The 18,800-nt window shown below is 48.6% G+C and carries 19 protein-coding genes; 14 read left to right on the forward strand and 5 right to left on the reverse strand.

Features of this window, described 5'->3' with window-relative positions; genetic code table 11:
- From DP091_RS28595 to DP091_RS28615, 5 genes are all read left to right on the forward strand, one after another.
- The coding region (locus DP091_RS28595) for a methyltransferase domain-containing protein (protein ID WP_146747024.1) at positions 1-561 on the forward strand (561 nt) is incomplete at its 5' end.
- A 4-nt stretch (positions 562-565) separates the two neighbouring features.
- Entirely contained in the window at positions 566-3,178 is a 2,613-nt protein-coding gene (locus DP091_RS28600) for a metallophosphoesterase (protein WP_113061448.1), read from the forward strand.
- Between the two features lie 372 nt (positions 3,179-3,550).
- Positions 3,551-3,832, forward strand: a complete 282-nt coding sequence (gene groES, locus DP091_RS28605) for a co-chaperone GroES (RefSeq protein WP_006212454.1) — start codon at positions 3,551-3,553, stop codon at positions 3,830-3,832.
- Positions 3,833-3,894: 62 nt separating this feature from the next.
- Positions 3,895-5,523 (forward strand): chaperonin GroEL, encoded by a 1,629-nt coding sequence (gene groL / locus DP091_RS28610; protein WP_113061449.1) that lies wholly within the window; start codon positions 3,895-3,897, stop codon positions 5,521-5,523.
- A gap of 449 nt (positions 5,524-5,972) precedes the next feature.
- The gene (locus tag DP091_RS28615; RefSeq protein WP_113061450.1) at positions 5,973-6,629 is read left to right on the forward strand and encodes a hypothetical protein; all 657 of its coding nucleotides are present in this window, start codon (positions 5,973-5,975) and stop codon (positions 6,627-6,629) included.
- Here the strand turns inward: DP091_RS28615 and DP091_RS28620 are convergent.
- Together DP091_RS28620 and DP091_RS28625 are read right to left on the reverse strand one after the other, a co-directional pair.
- Complete coding sequence (locus tag DP091_RS28620; protein WP_146747025.1) at positions 6,616-7,626, reverse strand: hypothetical protein; 1,011 nt, start codon at positions 7,624-7,626, stop codon at positions 6,616-6,618. The two genes, DP091_RS28615 and DP091_RS28620, sit on opposite strands and share 14 nt — an antisense overlap.
- A gap of 393 nt (positions 7,627-8,019) precedes the next feature.
- Entirely contained in the window at positions 8,020-8,736 is a 717-nt protein-coding gene (locus DP091_RS28625; RefSeq protein WP_258394728.1) for a hypothetical protein, read from the reverse strand.
- A gap of 182 nt (positions 8,737-8,918) precedes the next feature.
- Here DP091_RS28625 and DP091_RS31155 point away from each other — a divergent pair, with 182 nt between their 5' ends.
- Entirely contained in the window at positions 8,919-9,083 is a 165-nt protein-coding gene (locus DP091_RS31155) for a sporulation protein Cse60 (protein ID WP_146747026.1), read from the forward strand.
- Positions 9,084-9,157: 74 nt separating this feature from the next.
- Here DP091_RS31155 and DP091_RS28630 read toward each other — a convergent pair whose 3' ends face one another.
- A complete protein-coding gene (locus DP091_RS28630) occupies positions 9,158-9,427 on the reverse strand; it encodes a hypothetical protein (RefSeq protein WP_113061451.1) in 270 nt (89 codons plus the stop codon).
- A 382-nt stretch (positions 9,428-9,809) separates the two neighbouring features.
- On the opposite strand from DP091_RS28630, the gene DP091_RS28635 reads away from it, so the two are divergent.
- From DP091_RS28635 to DP091_RS28655, 5 genes are all read left to right on the forward strand, one after another.
- Positions 9,810-10,622 (forward strand): undecaprenyl-diphosphate phosphatase, encoded by an 813-nt coding sequence (locus DP091_RS28635; protein ID WP_113061452.1) that lies wholly within the window; start codon positions 9,810-9,812, stop codon positions 10,620-10,622.
- A 30-nt stretch (positions 10,623-10,652) separates the two neighbouring features.
- Entirely contained in the window at positions 10,653-11,288 is a 636-nt protein-coding gene (locus DP091_RS28640) for a pyridoxamine 5'-phosphate oxidase family protein (RefSeq protein ID WP_113061462.1), read from the forward strand.
- A 44-nt stretch (positions 11,289-11,332) separates the two neighbouring features.
- Complete coding sequence (locus DP091_RS28645) at positions 11,333-12,574, forward strand: phosphoenolpyruvate hydrolase family protein (RefSeq protein ID WP_113061453.1); 1,242 nt, start codon at positions 11,333-11,335, stop codon at positions 12,572-12,574.
- Positions 12,575-12,702: 128 nt separating this feature from the next.
- Positions 12,703-13,914 (forward strand): Tm-1-like ATP-binding domain-containing protein, encoded by a 1,212-nt coding sequence (locus tag DP091_RS28650; protein WP_113061454.1) that lies wholly within the window; start codon positions 12,703-12,705, stop codon positions 13,912-13,914.
- A gap of 52 nt (positions 13,915-13,966) precedes the next feature.
- The gene (locus DP091_RS28655) at positions 13,967-14,797 is read left to right on the forward strand and encodes a phosphoenolpyruvate hydrolase family protein (RefSeq protein WP_113061455.1); all 831 of its coding nucleotides are present in this window, start codon (positions 13,967-13,969) and stop codon (positions 14,795-14,797) included.
- A gap of 161 nt (positions 14,798-14,958) precedes the next feature.
- Here the strand turns inward: DP091_RS28655 and DP091_RS31505 are convergent, their stop codons facing one another.
- The gene (locus tag DP091_RS31505) at positions 14,959-15,132 is read right to left on the reverse strand and encodes a hypothetical protein (RefSeq protein ID WP_181469942.1); all 174 of its coding nucleotides are present in this window, start codon (positions 15,130-15,132) and stop codon (positions 14,959-14,961) included.
- A 185-nt stretch (positions 15,133-15,317) separates the two neighbouring features.
- Complete coding sequence (locus DP091_RS28660) at positions 15,318-15,635, reverse strand: hypothetical protein (RefSeq protein WP_113061456.1); 318 nt, start codon at positions 15,633-15,635, stop codon at positions 15,318-15,320.
- Between the two features lie 173 nt (positions 15,636-15,808).
- Between DP091_RS28660 and DP091_RS28665 the strand changes: the two genes are divergently transcribed.
- From DP091_RS28665 to DP091_RS28675, 3 genes are all read left to right on the forward strand, one after another.
- Positions 15,809-16,786 (forward strand): LacI family DNA-binding transcriptional regulator, encoded by a 978-nt coding sequence (locus tag DP091_RS28665; protein WP_113061457.1) that lies wholly within the window; start codon positions 15,809-15,811, stop codon positions 16,784-16,786.
- A gap of 152 nt (positions 16,787-16,938) precedes the next feature.
- Positions 16,939-17,865, forward strand: a complete 927-nt coding sequence (locus DP091_RS28670; protein WP_113061458.1) for a prenyltransferase — start codon at positions 16,939-16,941, stop codon at positions 17,863-17,865.
- A gap of 17 nt (positions 17,866-17,882) precedes the next feature.
- Positions 17,883-18,614, forward strand: coding sequence for a DUF6081 family protein (locus DP091_RS28675; protein ID WP_113061459.1), 732 nt, complete (start codon positions 17,883-17,885; stop codon positions 18,612-18,614).
- Positions 18,615-18,800: the final 186 nt, after the last annotated feature.

Raw genomic sequence — 18,800 nt, forward strand, 5'->3', positions numbered from 1 at the left:
ATAAAAAAACTGCACCTCCAACTGTTAGATGTGTCTAACAATGGGGGTGCAGTTCATATCGGCTGCGGTGAAGGCTTTTACGCCCTTTCTTTTGCCGGGAAAATAGAGGAAAGCTATTATGCGGTAGATATTAATGAGGCTTTGCTGGAAGTGGTACAGCGTAAAGCGGAAGCGAAGGGGCTGGACAATCTGGTGACCTTTCCGTCGATCGCTCGCTTTCTTGAGGGGTATGACGATGAGTTCGTAGACGTTATTTTGACCGAAGTGATCGAGCATATGCCGGAAGCGGAAGCGGCGGACCTCATCCGTCAAGTCGTGCAGGAGATCCGGTTCGAGAAGCTGATCCTTACGACGCCCAATGCCGATTTCAACCCGTATTATGAGCTCGATGGTTTCAGGCATGATGATCATAAGTGGGAAATGGGGCAGGAGAAGTTTAGATCGTGGTGTGATGAGATCCTGCAGAATCTGGACGTTCAATATGAGTATGTGATGATCGGTGACAGCGTGGACGGCATGCATACAACGCAAGGAATGATTGTTACGAGGAAGGGGGAGTAAGGCCATGGAATTGCATACCCAAATGCACACGATTTTTATGCTGATCGGTCCGACGGAGTGCGGAAAAACGACGTTTGCGAAGGAAGTCCTGATTCCATCCTTGCAATGGGAATACCCCGAGCGCAACTACAGGAGCAATGTCCAGTATCTATCATCGGACGCCATTCGTCAGGAGCTGCTCGGTTATGAGTATGATAAATACGATCAAGTGATGCTGGAGGCGAGCTCGCATGCGTTTCAGTTATTATTTGAGCGGCTAAGATTGACAACCTCTTTTCCGATTCAGGCTGACTTTGTTGTAGTGGATACAACGGCATTGGCCGATGATTTCCGGAGCAAGGTCCTTGAAATCGCGCATGAGAACAACTACCGTGTGGAAGCCATTCTGTTTGATTACCGGAAACGGGAGGATTATTACGCCTCCGATCGCTCCAAGAAGCTGATATCCACGCATATTAGCCGCTTGAAAAAGGAGGTGCTCCCCGTCCTCGCACGGGAAGGATACGATGCCATTCATAAAGTGCGTACGAAGGATTTCCTTGACAAAGAGGGGTTGGCGAAACCCGCTTACGAAGTGATTGTGGACAATAAAGAGGAGTATCTGTCCTCGATTCTGAGCCAGGATATGGAATACATTGTGATCGGAGACGTGCACGAGCGTGTAGACGCGCTTCAGGGGCTTTTGAGGAGTTATGGTTATGGGACGACCGACGGAAAGTTATCCGTTCCGGAGAAACTGCGAAACACCCGGATCATTCTGGCCGGGGATTGGATCGACAAAGGGAAGCAAACCCGGGCCATGATCGATTTCCTCTACGACAATATGGAGCATTTCCTTTTCGTTATGGGGAATCATGAGAACTTCGTTTATAAGTACCTGAAGGGAGAGATCAAGGGGGCCGAGCCGGAGCTGCTTCGTTCCTACTTTGATTCTACGGAAATGTTAGGCCAAGATGAAGCGCTGCGGCAGCGCTTCGATGAACTTGTAGGCCGGGCTAAGCCATTTTATCGATATGTGGGTCAGCATGGACCTTCCTATTACGTAACCCATGCTCCTTGCCGGAATAAATATGTCGGCAAACTCGACTCGATTTCCCTGCGCCATCAGCGTTCCTTCCGTCTGGATCGGAGCAACCCGGAAGTCACGACAGAGCAGCAGCTTCTATTCTTAAGCGAAGAAGCGGTCAGCAATCATCCTTACCATGTGTTCGGTCATGTCGCCGCGGTGAGACCGTTTCGGATCAAGAACAAAATTCACATCGATACGGGAAGCGTGCACGGGCATATGCTGACGGCCGTTCAAATCGGTCAAAAACCGGTCTATCGCAGCTTTAAATCGCCGTTTAAGGAACAAGATCCTGCGTTCCTTCATGAACAATTACCGGATTTGTTTGCCAGATCAGAGCGCAGCAGCATCGATCTCCGGGATTTAGACCGCGAAGCCCAGCGAAGATTGTTGTATTGCGCGGAGCATAAAATCAATTTTATTTCCGGAACGATGTCGCCGGCGGATAAGGATTTGGCTACTGGAGAACTGGAGTCCCTTGCAAGAGGACTCGATTATTACAAGGACCAAGGGATTGAACATGTGGTGCTCCAGCCTAAATACATGGGCTCCAGATGCAGCATCTATCTGTTCCGGGACCTGGAGCGCTGTTATGCCGTCAGCCGTAACGGTTACCGAATCAGCGGGATTGATTTATCTTCGGTGTACGAAAGGCTGCTGGAGAGATTCTCGCCTCATATGCAGACCGAAGGCATCGAGATGATGCTGCTGGATGGGGAGCTGCTGCCATGGAAGGCACTCGGGAAAGGCCTGATCGACAGGCAGTTTCAACCGATTGGGGCTGCGCTTGAGTCGGAAACAAGGTTTCTGAAAGAGACGGGTTTTGAGGAGGCTTACGCTCAGCTGCTCACAGCCTATGACGCAAGCGGCTTTGAGCATGAACAGTTTCGACTATCCAAATCCGCGCTTATAGAGAAGCACGGCTCGAGCAGCTATCAATCATATAAATATATACGGGATGTTCGGAAAGCTTATGTGCCGCTCGAGAAGCATGAGGAAGCTTATCGCATGTACAAGAAGCAGCTCGAACTTTATGCGGGGGACGCGGAATTGGACTACAAGCCGTTCGCCATTCTGAAACAAATTCGGGATACCGGAGAAGAAGTCACGCCTGATATGAATACCTCGGCCATGTTCCGTTTCCTGAATGACGACAAGATTCTGGTTCTGGATTTGCGCGAGCGGGAGAGCTATGAACAGGCGGAGGCGTTCTTCTCCACGTTGACGACCCGGAACCGAATGGAAGGCGTTGTGATCAAACCGGAAGAGGAGCGGGAGAACGCTGCCCCTTACCTGAAGGTGCGAAATCCCGAATACCTCTCGATCATTTACGGTTACGATTACCGGTTTCCGCACAAATACGCGAAGCTGTTGAAACAAAAAAACACACACAAGAAGCTCCTCACTTCGATCGCCGAGCACCAGCTTGGAAAGCGCCTGCTTGGGGTAAAGTATGACGAGATTTCCCCGAGCCACGGGGATTACCAAGAGGTTGCGATGCAGCTGCTGTTCGAGATGGAGAAAGAAAAAGAAATCGACCCTAGGCTTTAAGCCGAAGGAGATGGATATTTCGCTGAACGTTAAACAGTCTGAAAGAGGGACCCTTCTCAAGGGAAGGCCCTGATTTCGGGCTGTTTTATTTTCGTAGAATGATGACTGGATCAATAGTTCCAGCCGTACAGCGCCCCTTAAGACTCAGGCATATTTTGGCTGGTCATGGATACAATGGAGAAGGGGGTTTGGGGACAACCCCTCCCTAAGTCCGGATTGCAAAAAAATGATCAGAAAATCATGCAAAGGACTTGAAATTTTAAGACAACTTGAGTATCATAAAGTTGGTTGTTAGCACTGAGGGTTGTCGAGTGCTAATACATAAAGCTTTGAAAAAAGCATCACAACATATTTAAAGGAGGCTATTTTTTCATGATCAGACCTTTAGGTGAACGCGTATTGGTAGAACCGATCGAACAAGAAGAAACTACGGCATTCGGGATTGTACTTCCTGACTCTGCTAAAGAAAAGCCGCAAGAAGGTAAAGTTATTGCTGTAGGCAGTGGCTCCCTGAAAGACGGCGCACGTGTACCTTTGGAAGTTAAAGAAGGCGACCGCGTTATTTTCTCCAAATACGCTGGAACAGAAATCAAATACGAAGGTAAAGAATATTTGATTATGAAAGAAAGCGACATCCACGCGATCTTAGGCTAATGAACGCCTGAATATATCTTTGTTTCACTATTTCATAATCCACTAGGGAGGTATGTAATACCATGGCAAAAGACATTAAGTTCAGTGAAGACGCCCGTCGCTCGATGCTTCGCGGTGTAGACGCTTTGGCAAATGCAGTTAAAGTAACACTCGGACCGAAAGGCCGTAACGTGGTTCTTGAGAAGAAATTCGGAAGCCCGCTCATCACGAATGACGGTGTAACCATCGCTAAAGAAATCGAGCTGGAAGATGCATTCGAGAACATGGGTGCTCAGCTTGTTAAAGAAGTAGCTACCAAAACCAACGATGTTGCCGGTGACGGTACAACAACGGCAACGGTTCTGGCTCAAGCTATGATCCGTGAAGGTCTGAAGAACGTAACAGCTGGCGCAAACCCAATGATCATCCGCAAGGGTATCGACAAAGCGGTTAAAGCAGCTGTGGCTGAACTTCAAAACATCGCAAAAGAAGTTAAGAACCACCAGGAAATCGCTCAAGTCGCTTCCGTATCCGCAGCTGACGAAGAAGTTGGTCAATTGATTGCAGAAGCGATGGATAAAGTGGGCAAAGACGGCGTCATCACCGTTGAAGAATCCCGCGGCTTCTTGACGGAGCTGGAAGTTGTAGAAGGTATGCAATTCGACCGCGGCTACATCTCTCCGTACATGATCACCGATACGGATAAAATGGAAGCTGTTCTTGAGAATCCATATATCCTGATCACCGATAAAAAAGTAACCAACACGCAAGAGATCCTGCCGATCCTTGAAAAAATCGTACAGCAGGGCAAACCGCTCGTTCTGATCGCGGAAGACATCGAAGGCGAAGCGCAAGCGATGCTGATCGTGAACAAACTGCGTGGAACGTTCAACGCTGTTGCTGTTAAAGCTCCTGGCTTCGGTGACCGTCGTAAAGCGATGCTGCAAGATATCGCTGCATTGACTGGCGGCCAAGTGATTACGGAAGAGCTCGGTCTCGACCTGAAAACAGCTTCCATTGATCAATTGGGTACCGCTCGTCAAGTGCGCGTAACCAAAGAGAACACGATCATCGTGGATGGCGCTGGCAACAAAGAAGACATCGAAGCTCGCGTGAAGCAAATCCGCAACCAATTGGAAGAAACGACTTCCGATTTCGACAAAGAAAAACTGCAAGAGCGTCTGGCTAAACTGGCTGGCGGCGTAGCGGTAATCAAAGTCGGCGCGGCTACTGAAACGGAATTGAAAGAACGCAAACTGCGCATCGAAGATGCCCTGAACGCAACCCGCGCTGCGGTTGAAGAAGGTATGGTATCCGGTGGTGGTACAGCGCTCGTTAACGTATACAACGCTGTTGCTGCTGTTCAAGTAGAAGGCGACGAGAAAACAGGCGTGAACATTGTTCTGCGCGCTCTGGAAGAGCCAATCCGCACGATTGCAGCTAACGCTGGCCAAGAAGGTTCCGTTATCGTTGAGCGTCTGAAAAAAGAAGAGATCGGTATCGGCTACAACGCCGCTACAGATACTTGGGTGAACATGTTCGAAGCAGGTATCGTTGACCCTGCCAAAGTAACTCGTTCCGCTCTTCAAAATGCTGCATCCGTTGCAGCGATGTTCCTGACAACCGAAGCGGTTATCGCTGACAAGCCAGAACCAGAAAAACCAGCTATGCCTGACATGGGCGGCATGGGTGGAATGGGCGGCATGATGTAAGTAAGGCCTTAAAAACCTTATAATACCGCTATTTAAAAGGCTCCCGAGAGGGAGCCTTTTATTATTTGACCACATAATAGACCACAAGAAGTCATGTTTTCTGCTAAAAGAGAATCAAGGATATCAGTAAAAATGATTCTTTGATCTTCTCATCCACATTCTTTTTTCATCTTTTCCTTCACAGGTGTAGATACTTTCAATAATCAATAGATATTTGGCGTTATATGGACGTTGTATCCGTTAAATAAGTACATTGCAAATAAATAGGATGAAGCTAAGGACAAGCTATCTCGGCTGGTCGCCCTCTAGATTTCCATCAAGTAGGGCAGTCGCCTTATTTTTGACGACGCAACGGATAGCAGAATCCATGTTTCCAACATATTATATCGTACCGATTTACAATCGGATTCAAAATATGAGTGGTAAGGATAGAGGAGATGAACAGGGAAATGACCACGACGATTACATTTCGCCGACTCATCCAAGCGGCCATCTTGCCCGAGAAAGAAAAATTTGTGGTGCCTAAACCGTGTGATCAAGAAGCAAGATGGATTAAGAACCATAGGATCAAGGGAGCCTGCTGGCCTTATCGCAGCGCTAAGGAGCTTGGCTGGACCCTCTATTCTCCCGTCGATGTAGCCATACATCCATTAACGGAAATTCAAACGAAGGTGGAAAAACCCGAAGAATTCGCGAGACTTAAACAGCTGACGAATATGGATGAATGGGTGCAGAAAGACGATATTTTATTGGGAGTTAAGCCGTCATCTTGGTATAAAATCCACGAATACGAATACGAAGGACGTTACCGCTCGATGTTCATTCCAAATGGCGAGAGAACATTAGAATGGCGTCTTGGCTGGTCTGTTAAAATCCCAGATGATCATTTGTTGTTGATCCAATCGATCGAAATGAAGGAGGCTAATTTCATCGTTCATCCGGGACTTCTAACAGGTCCATCCGTGCAATCGGTTCAGCAGCACCTGGGATTGCCGATCGCGTTTGAGCCTCTACAGCCTCATACGATCCGCCGCGGCGATCCGTTAGCGAAGTTATATGTGTTGCCTAAATCGGTACTGGCCATGAAAAGCACTACGCAATCGTAACGATGGTCATGGTGGCTCCAAGGTTATTAACCGTGAAACCTGATACATTGACCCATTGCAGGACGCTCGGTTCACCCGGCGGCGTCGTGACGATACTTGTGCCAGCCGTCGACGAGCCCAACGCTTGTACTGCGGAGGTAAAGCTGTATGGTACTTCGGTTCCGTTCAACGTTAAGATGAATTGGACCGGGGCTGAGGTGACTGTGATGTTGCCGATCTCCCGATTGATAAGATAGGTATGACCACCTTCCAGAAATACATTGGGAGACGGCGGCGTCTGCGAGATGAACGTCCCGTTAATTTCCGGCGGCATATTGAAAGGAATCGGTGAGTTGTTGGGGACAGCGCCAACAAATCCACCATCAATTGTTGCGAATTCTTCCAGGAAATTTATCCCTTGCGGACCTACTGGACCTTGCGGACCTACTGGACCTTCCAAACCTTGAAGTCCTTGTGGGCCAGGAAGCCCCTGTGGTCCCTGCGGTCCCGGTGGTCCCTGCGGCCCCTGCGGTCCCGGTGGTCCCTGAATGGATTGCGACAAAATTAGATTAAGATCAATCTGAATTTGTTGAATTTCACTCTCTAGTCTGGCAATGGCGGAATCCGTAATTTCAAACGTCAGAACGAAGGCATTGACCTGATTGAAAATCTCTTTTAATTCGAGGCTCAGCGCTAACGGGGAGAAATCCTCTCGATTGTTTTGCGCCAATGCCAATTCCCGTAATGCTTCGAATAGGGAAATATTGATACCCAAGTCTTGAAATTGCGCTTGCAAAGCGATCAGTTCATTGCGAAGAGCTTGGACCTGCACATCGTTCAAGTCGGCCAATCCCTGTCGCAGCCGTTGTTCCAAAGCCTCCAGAATGCCCTGTAATGAGCCGAACCGCGCGCTGGAAACACGAATTTTGCGGCGTTTCCGCTTTTTTAAGCAGCGCGAAAAAATAATTTTTTTTTTGTACACTTTGCTAATTTTCTTATGTCGCGTTTTGAATGGCACCTATATCACCTTCCTCCAATGGGAGTTGATTTGAACACGCAGTATCGTGATGTTTCAACATAGTATATCCGCGTAGAACTACTGTTGCTTGGACGCCTATCATGACAAGACGTACACCCAACAACCAAGTTTGGCGAAAATAGGAAGGCTAGATAATGTAAGTTCTTGTCTCAAGAAGTTATAAGTTGCGTGTTGCTGTAGAAAAAGTGTCGACCGCAATCGTGTGAACGTATTGACCAAGACGGAGCTGAACGGGCAAGTGCAATGGGAAAAACATATCGAGACGGGGCTCAGACAAGTCAATGCGAGATTTTAAGAAGGCTTATGTGCGACTTCATTGACGAGTGTCGAAATCAAAAGTATCATTCATCCTTAATATCACCGGACTAACTTTTAATCATTTTCTAAATTGACCGATCCGCTGTCTCTCGGATCGGTTATTGTTTTGCGAGCTATGAGATCTCCTTCATCATTAAAGCCCTCGATATCAAAAGGTGTGGAAATGGCCGATGGCAAAAACACGAACCAGATCATTTTTTCATTTCCGACGGTCGCCAGTTTAGCTTGATATGTACCATTATTCTGACTCTTGACAGTTACATCCTTGATCGAAGGATTCAGAATATCTCCAAAAACCATGGGAAAGGGGGTTGAGAGATGATCTAGTTTAGGCATGCTCATATAGTTGAATGATGATTTAGATTGTAGGGATTCACTGATCCCGAATCCACCTCCCCAAACCCACTTCCATCCAATCCATGTTTTACGCACATACTCTACCTGAAGATTGCTGCTATCCGTTTGATTATATCGTCTCATAAATAAAAGGGTGCCCCCTTTAACAGGTTCTCGGTGAATGACTTCCATCGACGATGGACCTCTAAACCGTTCGACCGCTTTATCCGGGGTCTTCCCGAGTGGGATATGAAGGGTAACTTTTTGCCCGAGCGCGCGGGACATGCGCCGATCCGATAACCCTCCAGGGCGTTCCATCATATAAATTATGGCGTAGAAGAGAACGGTGGAAAGTAACATCAGTAAGGCAGTAATCCCAATGATTCGTTTGTGTTTGACCTTCATAATCCTGTTCCACCACCAAATTATTTTCATAATAATTCCTCTAAAATCGAACAACGACTCCATCAATATACCATAATTATAATTTAGGTGTTGATAAGCCGTGTACGAGAAACCAAATGGCCAATGAACTTAGAGGGATGAAATGCCCGGTTTATTCAACTCCAGCAGGGAATACCCACTTTACGGCGAAGTTTGATGTGGGGGGTGCTTATATGCTAAAAACGTTAAAAGTCGAGCTCTTTAGCGATTCCAATCTGGACGATTTGCAGGAACAGGTTAATGAGTTCCTGTACAATATCCATCCTGATGATGTCAAAGATGTTAAGCTTTCGTCTGCCGACGGAACGTACGATATTTTGGTCATTTATAAAGCATAAAGAAAAGCACCGCTAAAGGTGCTTTTCTTTATGTCCAGGTATCACCGTATAAGAGAGCATCTATAAGAAACAAACTATTCCGTATTCTCAATGGTGGACACGCCGATACGAACGGAATTCGTGGTTCCGCCACCTACATTTTCAATTGAATAAAATGTCGCCGGCACTCCTCGCATCGTTACGTAATCGTCCTGCAGAATATCACCGGTAGTGTTGGCGTAAAAACCGATAATGGAGTTATCATTATCATCTACGATGTGTATTTCGGCAAGAGTAATGCCCTCGTCGAATTCCTCTTCAATGATATCAACAACGTATCCACTTACCTCGATCATCTGATCCAAATAGGGACTCAGATTTTTGTTGAGGTGACGAGACGTGACACTGGGATCGACTTCTGTAGAATAATAGAAATTAATGGGAAATAAGAACTATTATTTGTGAATAGCAGCCTTTTTCCATATCTCACCATAGTGTTCACGGGTGTTCTTACAACTTTTTATGTCCCACTAATGAAGCTTTAAGGTTTCATTAAGCTGCAGATCTTATGATGGAATTACCTCTTAACAATAGATTAGGAGCCCCTCTAATTCCGTGGTTAGAGGGGCTTCTCTTGTTTACATACCTTTTTGGCCCGCTCGTGGTTTGATTGTTGCTATTTTTTTGGGCTATGATAGACTAGTGTTTTTTAAGCCATACAATTGTTGTAAAGAGAGTAGGAGAGTTATGGAAGATTTCATCTTGTGGTTGAAGTACTTGTTGCTGGGTATGGTGCAGGGGGTTACGGAGCCGATTCCGGTTTCCTCCAGCGGTCATTTGATTGTCGCCCAGAGACTCATGGGAATGGAGCAGAATGGGCTGTCGTTCGAGATGCTGACGAACACGGCCTCGTTGATTGCGATTGTATTTATCTTTCGCAAGGACTTGCAGAGACTGATCGTGAATGGCCTAAGTTATTTGCGCACACGAAAACCGGAGTATAAATCCGATTTCATGTTCATTTTGTATATTATTGTAGGTACAATTCCGGCCGTCATTATCGGTCTGTTGTTCAAAGACCAGATTGAGGAAATATTCGCATCCGTACGTACGGTTGGTATTGCGCTGTTGTTTACGGGAGTCGCCCTTTGGCTGATAAGGAATCTTCGCGGCCGCAAGCTGGACAATGATCTATCATTCAAGGATGCGCTTATCGTGGGTTTGGCCCAGGCGGTTGCGCTGATCCCGGGTATTAGCCGATCCGGTTCGACCGTCATTACGTCGATCGCAGTTGGGATGAAGCAGGAGACAGCGCTTCGGTTTTCCTTCATGCTGTATATCCCTATAAGTCTCGGCGGCATGGTGCTGGGCGTGTCGGATATTACATCGGATCCCGACGTTTCTTCGCTGCTAATCCCTTATCTGATCGCGTTCATCGCGACACTGATTTGCACCTATTTTGCGATGAAATGGCTCATGAACATCATGGCACGCGGAAATCTGAAATATTTCGCTTATTACTGCTTTGTCGTCGGTATTTTGCTGCTGGTCTTCTTATAAGAATGGGAAACTATAAGGAGGACGATTATGATGACAATAGTTCCTTTTCAGTCCATCATTACATCGGAGGAGGAGCTTCGGGACCTGTTCGGCGAGTCCAATCACGTGGTCAAACATAAAGCGATTGATCGATTGGATCATCACTGTAAAGACTTTATTGCCAAGAGCTCGCTGTTATTTATGGCGACTTCGGACGAATCCGGTTACTGCGATGTTTCGCCCAGGGGAGATGGGGCGGGGTTCGTGCATGTGATGAATGAATCCTGTTTGGTCATTCCGGAACGGCCGGGCAATCGACGGTTTGATTCGCTGCGGAATATCCTGACCAACCCGAGGGTCGGCATCGTGTTTGTCATACCGGGTTTGAAAGAGACCTTGCGCGTCAACGGCAGCGCCGTCTTGGTTAGGGACGAAGACATTATGGATCAGCTCAGCGTACAGGGTAAACGGCCATGGCTTGGCATCGGGGTACGGGTCGAAGAATGCTACATCCACTGCGCAAAAGCTTTCATGCGTTCGCAAGCATGGAATCCCGATTCATGGATACCAAGCGAACAGCTGCCGAATCCGTCCAAGATCATAGCGGATCATGTGAATCAGGATAGCGTGACGGAGGAGTCCGTTACCCGGGGACTGCAGGACAGTTACACTAAACGTCTCTATTGATATTCATTTATAATAGGTTTAGCGACATAAGGAAACGATGATATATGACGGTCAGTTTGAAGATAAGGGGACCGATAGCTTTGATAACGACCAGAGAACAAATTTTGGATCGATTACATAAGGGAATACAGACGCAGGAGCGATTGATTGGCGTTGCGGCAGGGGCAGGAATCTCGGCAAAATATGCGGTTAGGGGCGGTGCTGATCTTATACTGGCCCTGAATTCGGGCCGTTTTCGGCAGATGGGGCTCGGCTCCCTGGCGGGTTTCATGCCCTATGCGAACTGCAATGAAATGGTGATGGAATTCGGCTCGCGGGAGATACTGTCGGTGGTCCGCGACATACCGGTCATCTTCGGCCTATGCGGGACAGATCCAACCATTCAGCTTCCCGATTACTTGGCCATCATCCGCGGCAGCGGTTTTGCCGGCATTATCAACTATCCGACCGTGGGACTGGTTGATGGACTGTTCCGTGAAGCCTTGGAGGAAGAAGGCGTCACCTATCTGCAGGAGGTGAAGGCCATCCGGGCTGCTCATGAGCAAGATATGTTTACGATGGCCTTTGTTTTTACTCCGGAGCAGACGAAGTGGATGCTGGATGCGGGAGCCGATATCATCTGCGCCCATTTGGGCGTCACGGCAGGCGGGTTGATGGGCACCACGAAAGCATGGTCGCTGGAGAAGGCGGCGGAAATCGCTAGAGCCATATTTAAAGTATGTGACGCTTCGGGCAGACGGCCGATCAAGCTGGTGTATGGCGGTCCGGTCCATACGCCGATCGATGTTCAGTATATGTATGACAACACGTCAGCCATGGGTTACGTGGGCGGTTCGAGCTTTGAACGAACACCGACGGAAGAGGCCATCGTGGATGCAACACATCGTTTTAAGGCAACAGGTCATCTGGAGCAGGATCGGCAGCTGATGGAGAAGCTCTCGGGGCTCGAAGAGCCGATGGATTATGTTGCATTTGTGAAGGAATACGTTGCCGAGAATTACGGGGGCCCGATTTCAATGACCGAGCTGGCAGAGCGAATTCATGTTTCACGAACGCATCTGAGCGCCCTTTTTAACAGGGAAGTGGGGTGCAGCTTTCCGGAATATATAGCCAAATACAGGATTCATAAATCGCAGGAAATCATGAAGCACAGCAAGCTGTCCCTGGGAAGAATAGCCGAACTGGTAGGCTACCCTGACTATGTTCATTTCAGCAAATCCTTCAAAAAATACACGGGAACTTCTCCCCAATCCTATCGTCAGCATATGAAAGACAAATATACATAAAGATCATACATCGATACGATCCTTTTTATTTGAAAGCGCTGTATTATGGTCTTGTAGGGATCCTTATGCCGGACCTATCAGACGGGTGCAAGCGATCCTTTAGATGTGATATGGAGGAGGTCTGCACGGTGAAGACAGTAGCTATTGCGGGGACTTTTGATTCGAAGGGTGCCGAGTTTTCATACGTTAAATCCGTCATCGAGAGCTTGGGGCTAAAGACGTTTACGATCCATTGCGGTGTGTTTGAACCGAAGTTCACGCCGGATGTATCTAACGTCGAGGTAGCTGCGGCAGCTGGAGTGGATATACGCGAGATCGCGGCCCGGAAGGACCGGGCTGTAGGGACTGAAGCATTGGTTAAAGGGATGGAAAAAATCGTGCCAAGGCTGTATGCAGAGGGCAAATTCGACGCCATGCTGTCATTCGGCGGTACTGGAGGTACTTCGATCGTCACAGCAGGCATGAGGGCATTACCGATCGGCGTTCCGAAACTGATGGTGTCCACGGTCGCATCCGGCAATACGGCTCCTTATGTGGGGACAAGTGATATTATCATGTTCCCGTCCATCGTGGATGTATCCGGACTGAACTCGTTTTCCACCAAAATATTCACGAACGCCGCACATGGGATCGCCGGTATGGTTCAGTTCGAATCGGCGCCCCCGCTGGATAAAAAGCCGCTGGTTGCAGCGACGATGTTTGGAGTCACGACGCCTTGCATCGATTATGCCAGGGCGCATCTGGAGCTACATGGTTACGAAGTGCTTGTATTTCACGCAACAGGTACGGGTGGACAAACGATGGAAAGCCTCATTGAGGCCGGATATATAGACGGTGTGCTGGATTTGACAACAACGGAATGGTGCGATGAGCTGGTGGGCGGCGTTTTGGCGGCTGGTCCGCATCGGCTGGAAGCAGCCGGTCGCTGCAAGGTGCCGCAGGTCGTATCTACGGGAGCGCTGGATATGGTCAATTTCGGTCCACATGAGACCGTGCCGGAGGCATTCCGGGAACGGAATCTGTACAAGCATAACCCCTCGGTTACGCTGATGCGGACCACGGTTGGGGAGAACCGGCAGCTTGGCGAGAAGATTGCAGAGAAGCTGAATGGTTCGCAAGGGCCTACGGTGCTTATGCTCCCATTGAAGGGCGTATCGATGCTCGATGTAGAAGGGGAAGCATTCCATGGACCTGAAGAGGATAAGATGCTGTTTGATACGTTAAGATTACGCATAGATCGTAAAATCGTTGAGTTGATCGAGATGAATACGGACATTAATGACCAAGCTTTTGCCGTGGCTGCTGCCGATAAACTGATGGAGCTGATGAAACGGCAGTGAGAAGGGGAAGACAAACGCACCAAGTATTTATACTGAAGGAGGAACATATACCATGGCAATGACAACAAGAACAGAAGTATTAGCGAAATTAAAGTCAGAGGTAGCAGCGGGTAAGGTGTTATTGGGAGCGGGAGCAGGAACAGGGATTTCGGCCAAGAGCGCCGAAGCCGGCGGCGTAGACTTGATCATTATTTATAACTCGGGCCGTTACCGGATGGCGGGGCGCGGCTCGCTTGCCGGACTGATGGCATACGGAGATGCAAACCAGATTGTGGTTGACATGGGGAACGAGGTGCTGCCGGTCGTGAAGCATACGCCGGTATTGGCGGGGGTTTGCGGCACGGACCCGTTCCGGATCATGGATATTTTTCTGAAGCAGCTTCAGGAGCAGGGCTTTGCGGGCGTGCAGAACTTTCCGACGGTGGGCCTGATTGACGGGGTATTCCGAGCAAATCTGGAAGAGACGGGCATGGGTTATGATCTTGAGGTTGATATGATCCGGAAGGCGCATGAGTTGGATATGGTGACCACCCCATATGTGTTTGATGTCGAACAAGCGAAGAAGATGGCCGAAGCCGGAGCCGATGTTCTGGTTGCTCATATGGGACTTACCACGAAAGGTACCATAGGCGCGAAAACGGCACTGACGCTCGACGATTGCGTGGACAAGATTCAAGCGATCTGTGATGCGGGTAAAGCCGTCAACCCGGACATTATGATTCTGTGCCATGGCGGTCCGATTGCAGAACCTGAAGACGCGGCGTTTGTATTGTCCAGAACCAAGGGCGTGGAGGGATTCTTTGGAGCATCCAGCATCGAACGTTTTGCCACCGAGGTTGGCATTAAGCAGCAGACAGAGGCATTCAAGAGTATCTCGAAATAAAGCGATAAGATAAAGCGGAATCATATGGAATGAAAAAGGCTCCCATGAAGGGAGTCTTTTTCATGTACAGTGGCTAGAGAAGATGGTCTAAACTCGTATATGGGTCCGAAAATGACGAACAGCAACCTCTCTAGCATCTGGTGGCTTATCCACTGGTTCGCTTAATCATCATCCTTGTGCTTGCTCTTGGATGCAGCTATAGCAAAGGCAATAATGATAAGCGGAATGAAGATGAACCAAGGGATCGTAATCGTCGTCCCCAATAGAATGGCAAGCAGCAACAATCCAACCATACCCATTATAATGTACAGGCAGCCTCTGCCGAACGTCTCCATTTTTCCATCAGCTCCTTTTGACAAGGATAACGTAATGGACAAGATCCAAGTTTCACGAATCATGATAAAAAGGCAGAAGCCTTGCCCTTGCCATCACGCCCTTGCCGGTCACGCTGACAATGAATGAAGGTTTCCACCCAACCTCAGTGTAAAGTATGAAAAGCATACCAGATCAAGACTTCTTTTTATCGTTGTTCATCTTTTGCATTCATCTTATAGCCCTTCAGTGCGCTGAGATTAGCCCTGGAATTTCCAAGGGGTGGTTTCTGATCGCCAGGCTGCTGGGGAAGACGGTGCAATACTTCCCGGAGCAGGGCATTATTTTCCCACACGATTTCATGGATTTCACCTACTGTGTAGAATAGTGCGCCCGAGATTGCACCGCTAATCAGCCAAGTAATTCCGGTCAACCAATTGCCTTCCATGATGATATGAACGATGACTCCTCCGATAAAACCGCCGATGAGCCATATAGCTCCCAGTGTCTTGAACAGTTTTGACATGCCGATACCTCCATAGGAGTGATATTGTGTAATCGTATTAAAAAAGCAATGCGTGGGTGTTGTGTGCACTCGAACGTATCCGCTCTTTACTCCCGGGTTGCCTCCCTTTGAATAGGGAAAGCAAACATGATAGTATCAGGAAGGAACCGGTGGATGAGGGGGCTTGATGGATTGTGGCTAACATTAAAGAGATTGCCAAGCTGGCAGGCGTATCGGTGTCAACGGTATCCCGGGTGCTGAACAATCATCCCTATGTCAAGGAAGATAAGCGGACACGCGTGTTGGAGACCATGAAACAGTTGAAATACGCCCGGAATATGAACGCGGTTCATCTGATTACAGGGAAAACGATGAGTATTGCTATCATGCTGCCGTTTATTAATCATGCCTACTTCTCCTTGCTGATGGAGGGAGCCGGCCAAGAAGCGCTTGCCGCTAGCTATCGCCTAATCCTGTGCCAAACCGGGTATGCCCCGGATAAGGAAGTGGAAGTGCTGGAGATGCTGCGTAACCGTGAGATTGACGGCATTATTATTTTATCATCAGCCGTAACTCCGAAACAGATCGAGGCCTATTGTGCTTATGGACCGATTGTATGCTGTCAGGATGCGGGCGAACGATTATTTTCTTCTATATATATAAACCATGCTGAGGCATTTCGCAGTGCCATGCAATTTTTGATAAAGCGGGGGCATCGACGCATCGGCTTCACGGTGGGAAGACTGGACAGTCCGAGCACGAGAGCACGCCAAGTGGCATATAAAGAAGTCCTTAAAGAGATCGGAGAGCCTTACCGCCAGGAATGGATTTTGGATGGCTGTATCGATCTGGAAGACGGTGCGGCAATCATGGATCGGCTGTCCGCTATGGAGGAACGTCCAAGTAGTTTATTGGTAACGGGTGACCATGTGGCCGCGGGTTTGATTTATGAAGCCGAGAAGAGAGGACTGTCCATTCCGCAAGAGCTCGCTGTCATTGGCTTCGATAACCAGCCGATCGGCAAAATGCTGGGTCTCACCACGATTGATAACCGACTCTTTGATATGGGTTCGGAGGCCTTCAAGATGCTGTATGCGCATATTCAAGGGGAGCGGAAAGAGCCGATTCGCAAGGAGCTTGCCTTCGAGCTGATCGAACGTTCATCGGTATAATGGCTGCATAGCCAAGTTCTAACAAAACGGATTACAAAGTTCGACAATTATGATATTCTTATTTATGCAAGTTCCATGTTTCACAACGTTAACGTCTGCAGCTGCCTGCAGGCGTTCTATTCTGTATTATAGAAGGAAAGGAGCATAACCAAGTGGATGCCCTTGAACAGTTTAAAAAAGCTTCCCGAATCAAAGTGATTCCCGTTATGCTGATTCCGGTTGCTTTAGGAGCACTCGGGGCTTATGTATGGACAGGTGAATTTCATATAGGCCTCTTTTTATTGACCTTGATCGGGAGCGGCGCCGCCCATCTGTTCTCCAATATGGTGAATGATTTGTGGGACTATAAGAACGGAACGGACACGGAAGCGCAGGAGCATTCAGATGCGATCTCCACGAATTCCGGTTTTCTTACGAAGGGCGTCTGGTCGCTCCGTAAATTCGAGATCGTTACCTGGACGCTGTTCGGGATTGCGGCGCTGAGCGGCATTATCCTTAGTTTGATCAGCGGTTGGTGGGCCTTCATCTTTGGCGGACTTGGCGGGCTGATCGCTTATTTCTATGTCGCACCACCGATTCAATTCGGTTACCGCGGCAAGGGTTTCAGCGAGATTGCGATTTTGCTATCCTTTGGTATTTTGCCGGTGATGGGCGCATACTACGTTCAAACCTCACATATGGATATTCGGGCGCTGCTGCTGTCACTGCCCATTGGGCTGCTGACAACGCTGATTTTGTTTAATCATCACTTTTTGCATTGGCAGGCGGATCGTCAGGCCGGGAAAAAGACACTGGTAGTGGTATGGGGTGAAAAAAGAGCGTTGAGCTTCTCGAGAGTTCTGCTGCTGCTGGCCTGCTTGTCTTTGATAGCCTGCGTATTGGCCGGGGCGCTCCCGCCGTACGCATTGATTGCACTGCTTACGATGATTCCGTTGTATCTTGTCTATGGAAGACTGAAGGACAACAACCGTTCTGAAGCGTATTTACCGCTGATGGGTGCGTCAACGATGACCACCATGCGCTGCGGCGGCGTGTTGATCCTGTCATTGATCATTCAAGGAATCATTCAGACTTTGTAAGGAAGAAGGGGAAATAGATGGAACAACAACGCGTTTTTGGTGATTTTCACTCTATCCTGTCCGAGACCGGGAATTGGAGGATCGGCGGTTTCCCGCTGCCGGACGGTTCATTCTGGGAATATCGCGAGCCGAATGCAGTCGTGATCGTCCGTAACGGGATCCTGTACGTGCGGGCGCCGCTCAGCCGCCAGAATGATCAAATCCAAATTCTCGATAATGCCAAGCATATGTATTATTCCAACGAAGAGGTGGAGGTGCCGGAATCCGGTGAAGTCACGTTCGAGCTGCAAATTCGGGCACGCACCCAGGGTACGGTTCCCGGCGACTTGTACGACGGCTACGTATCGTTGAATCTGCTTGATTTCAGCACGGGTGCAGCCCTGGACTTTTTTGCTTCGAACGACAAGTATGCCAGCGTGTATGCCGTCCTGCCGTTCCCGGGCGTGCAGGTGCCGGAATCGGACAAGACCCGTTACTTCTGCATTTTCAAAGAGGAAGATACGCATTTTACACCGCGGGAATTCAACACGTACAAAATTACGTATAACCGTGCCGAGGATGAAGCGATCTTCTACGTGAACGGCGAGGAGATTCGCCGGGAGAAAAACATCCCGATCAAGTTTAACAAGTTCACCATCGCTTTGGGCATCATGACCGAAAAAGACCTTACGCCGCAGGGCAGCGTATCCGTGCATGGACAAACCGTCATTGCCGAATACTCTCCCGTGACGGTAACAATAAAAGAGTAGTGCTTATAGAGTAGAAAAAAGATCATGACCATTTGTGGGCATGATCTTTTTTGTAAGCAAAGGACGAGCCGAAGCAGTGCTCGTGGAAGCCGTATCGGGAAAGCTGCAAGCCCCGACAGGGCAGGGAGCTAGCCTGGCAAGCCTGTGAGTCCAGAGGAGTCACAGCATGTCCGGCATTAAATGAGT

The organism is Paenibacillus sp. MDMC362 (assembly GCF_003269305.1).
Taxonomy (GTDB): Bacteria; Bacillota; Bacilli; order Paenibacillales; family Paenibacillaceae; genus Paenibacillus_AQ.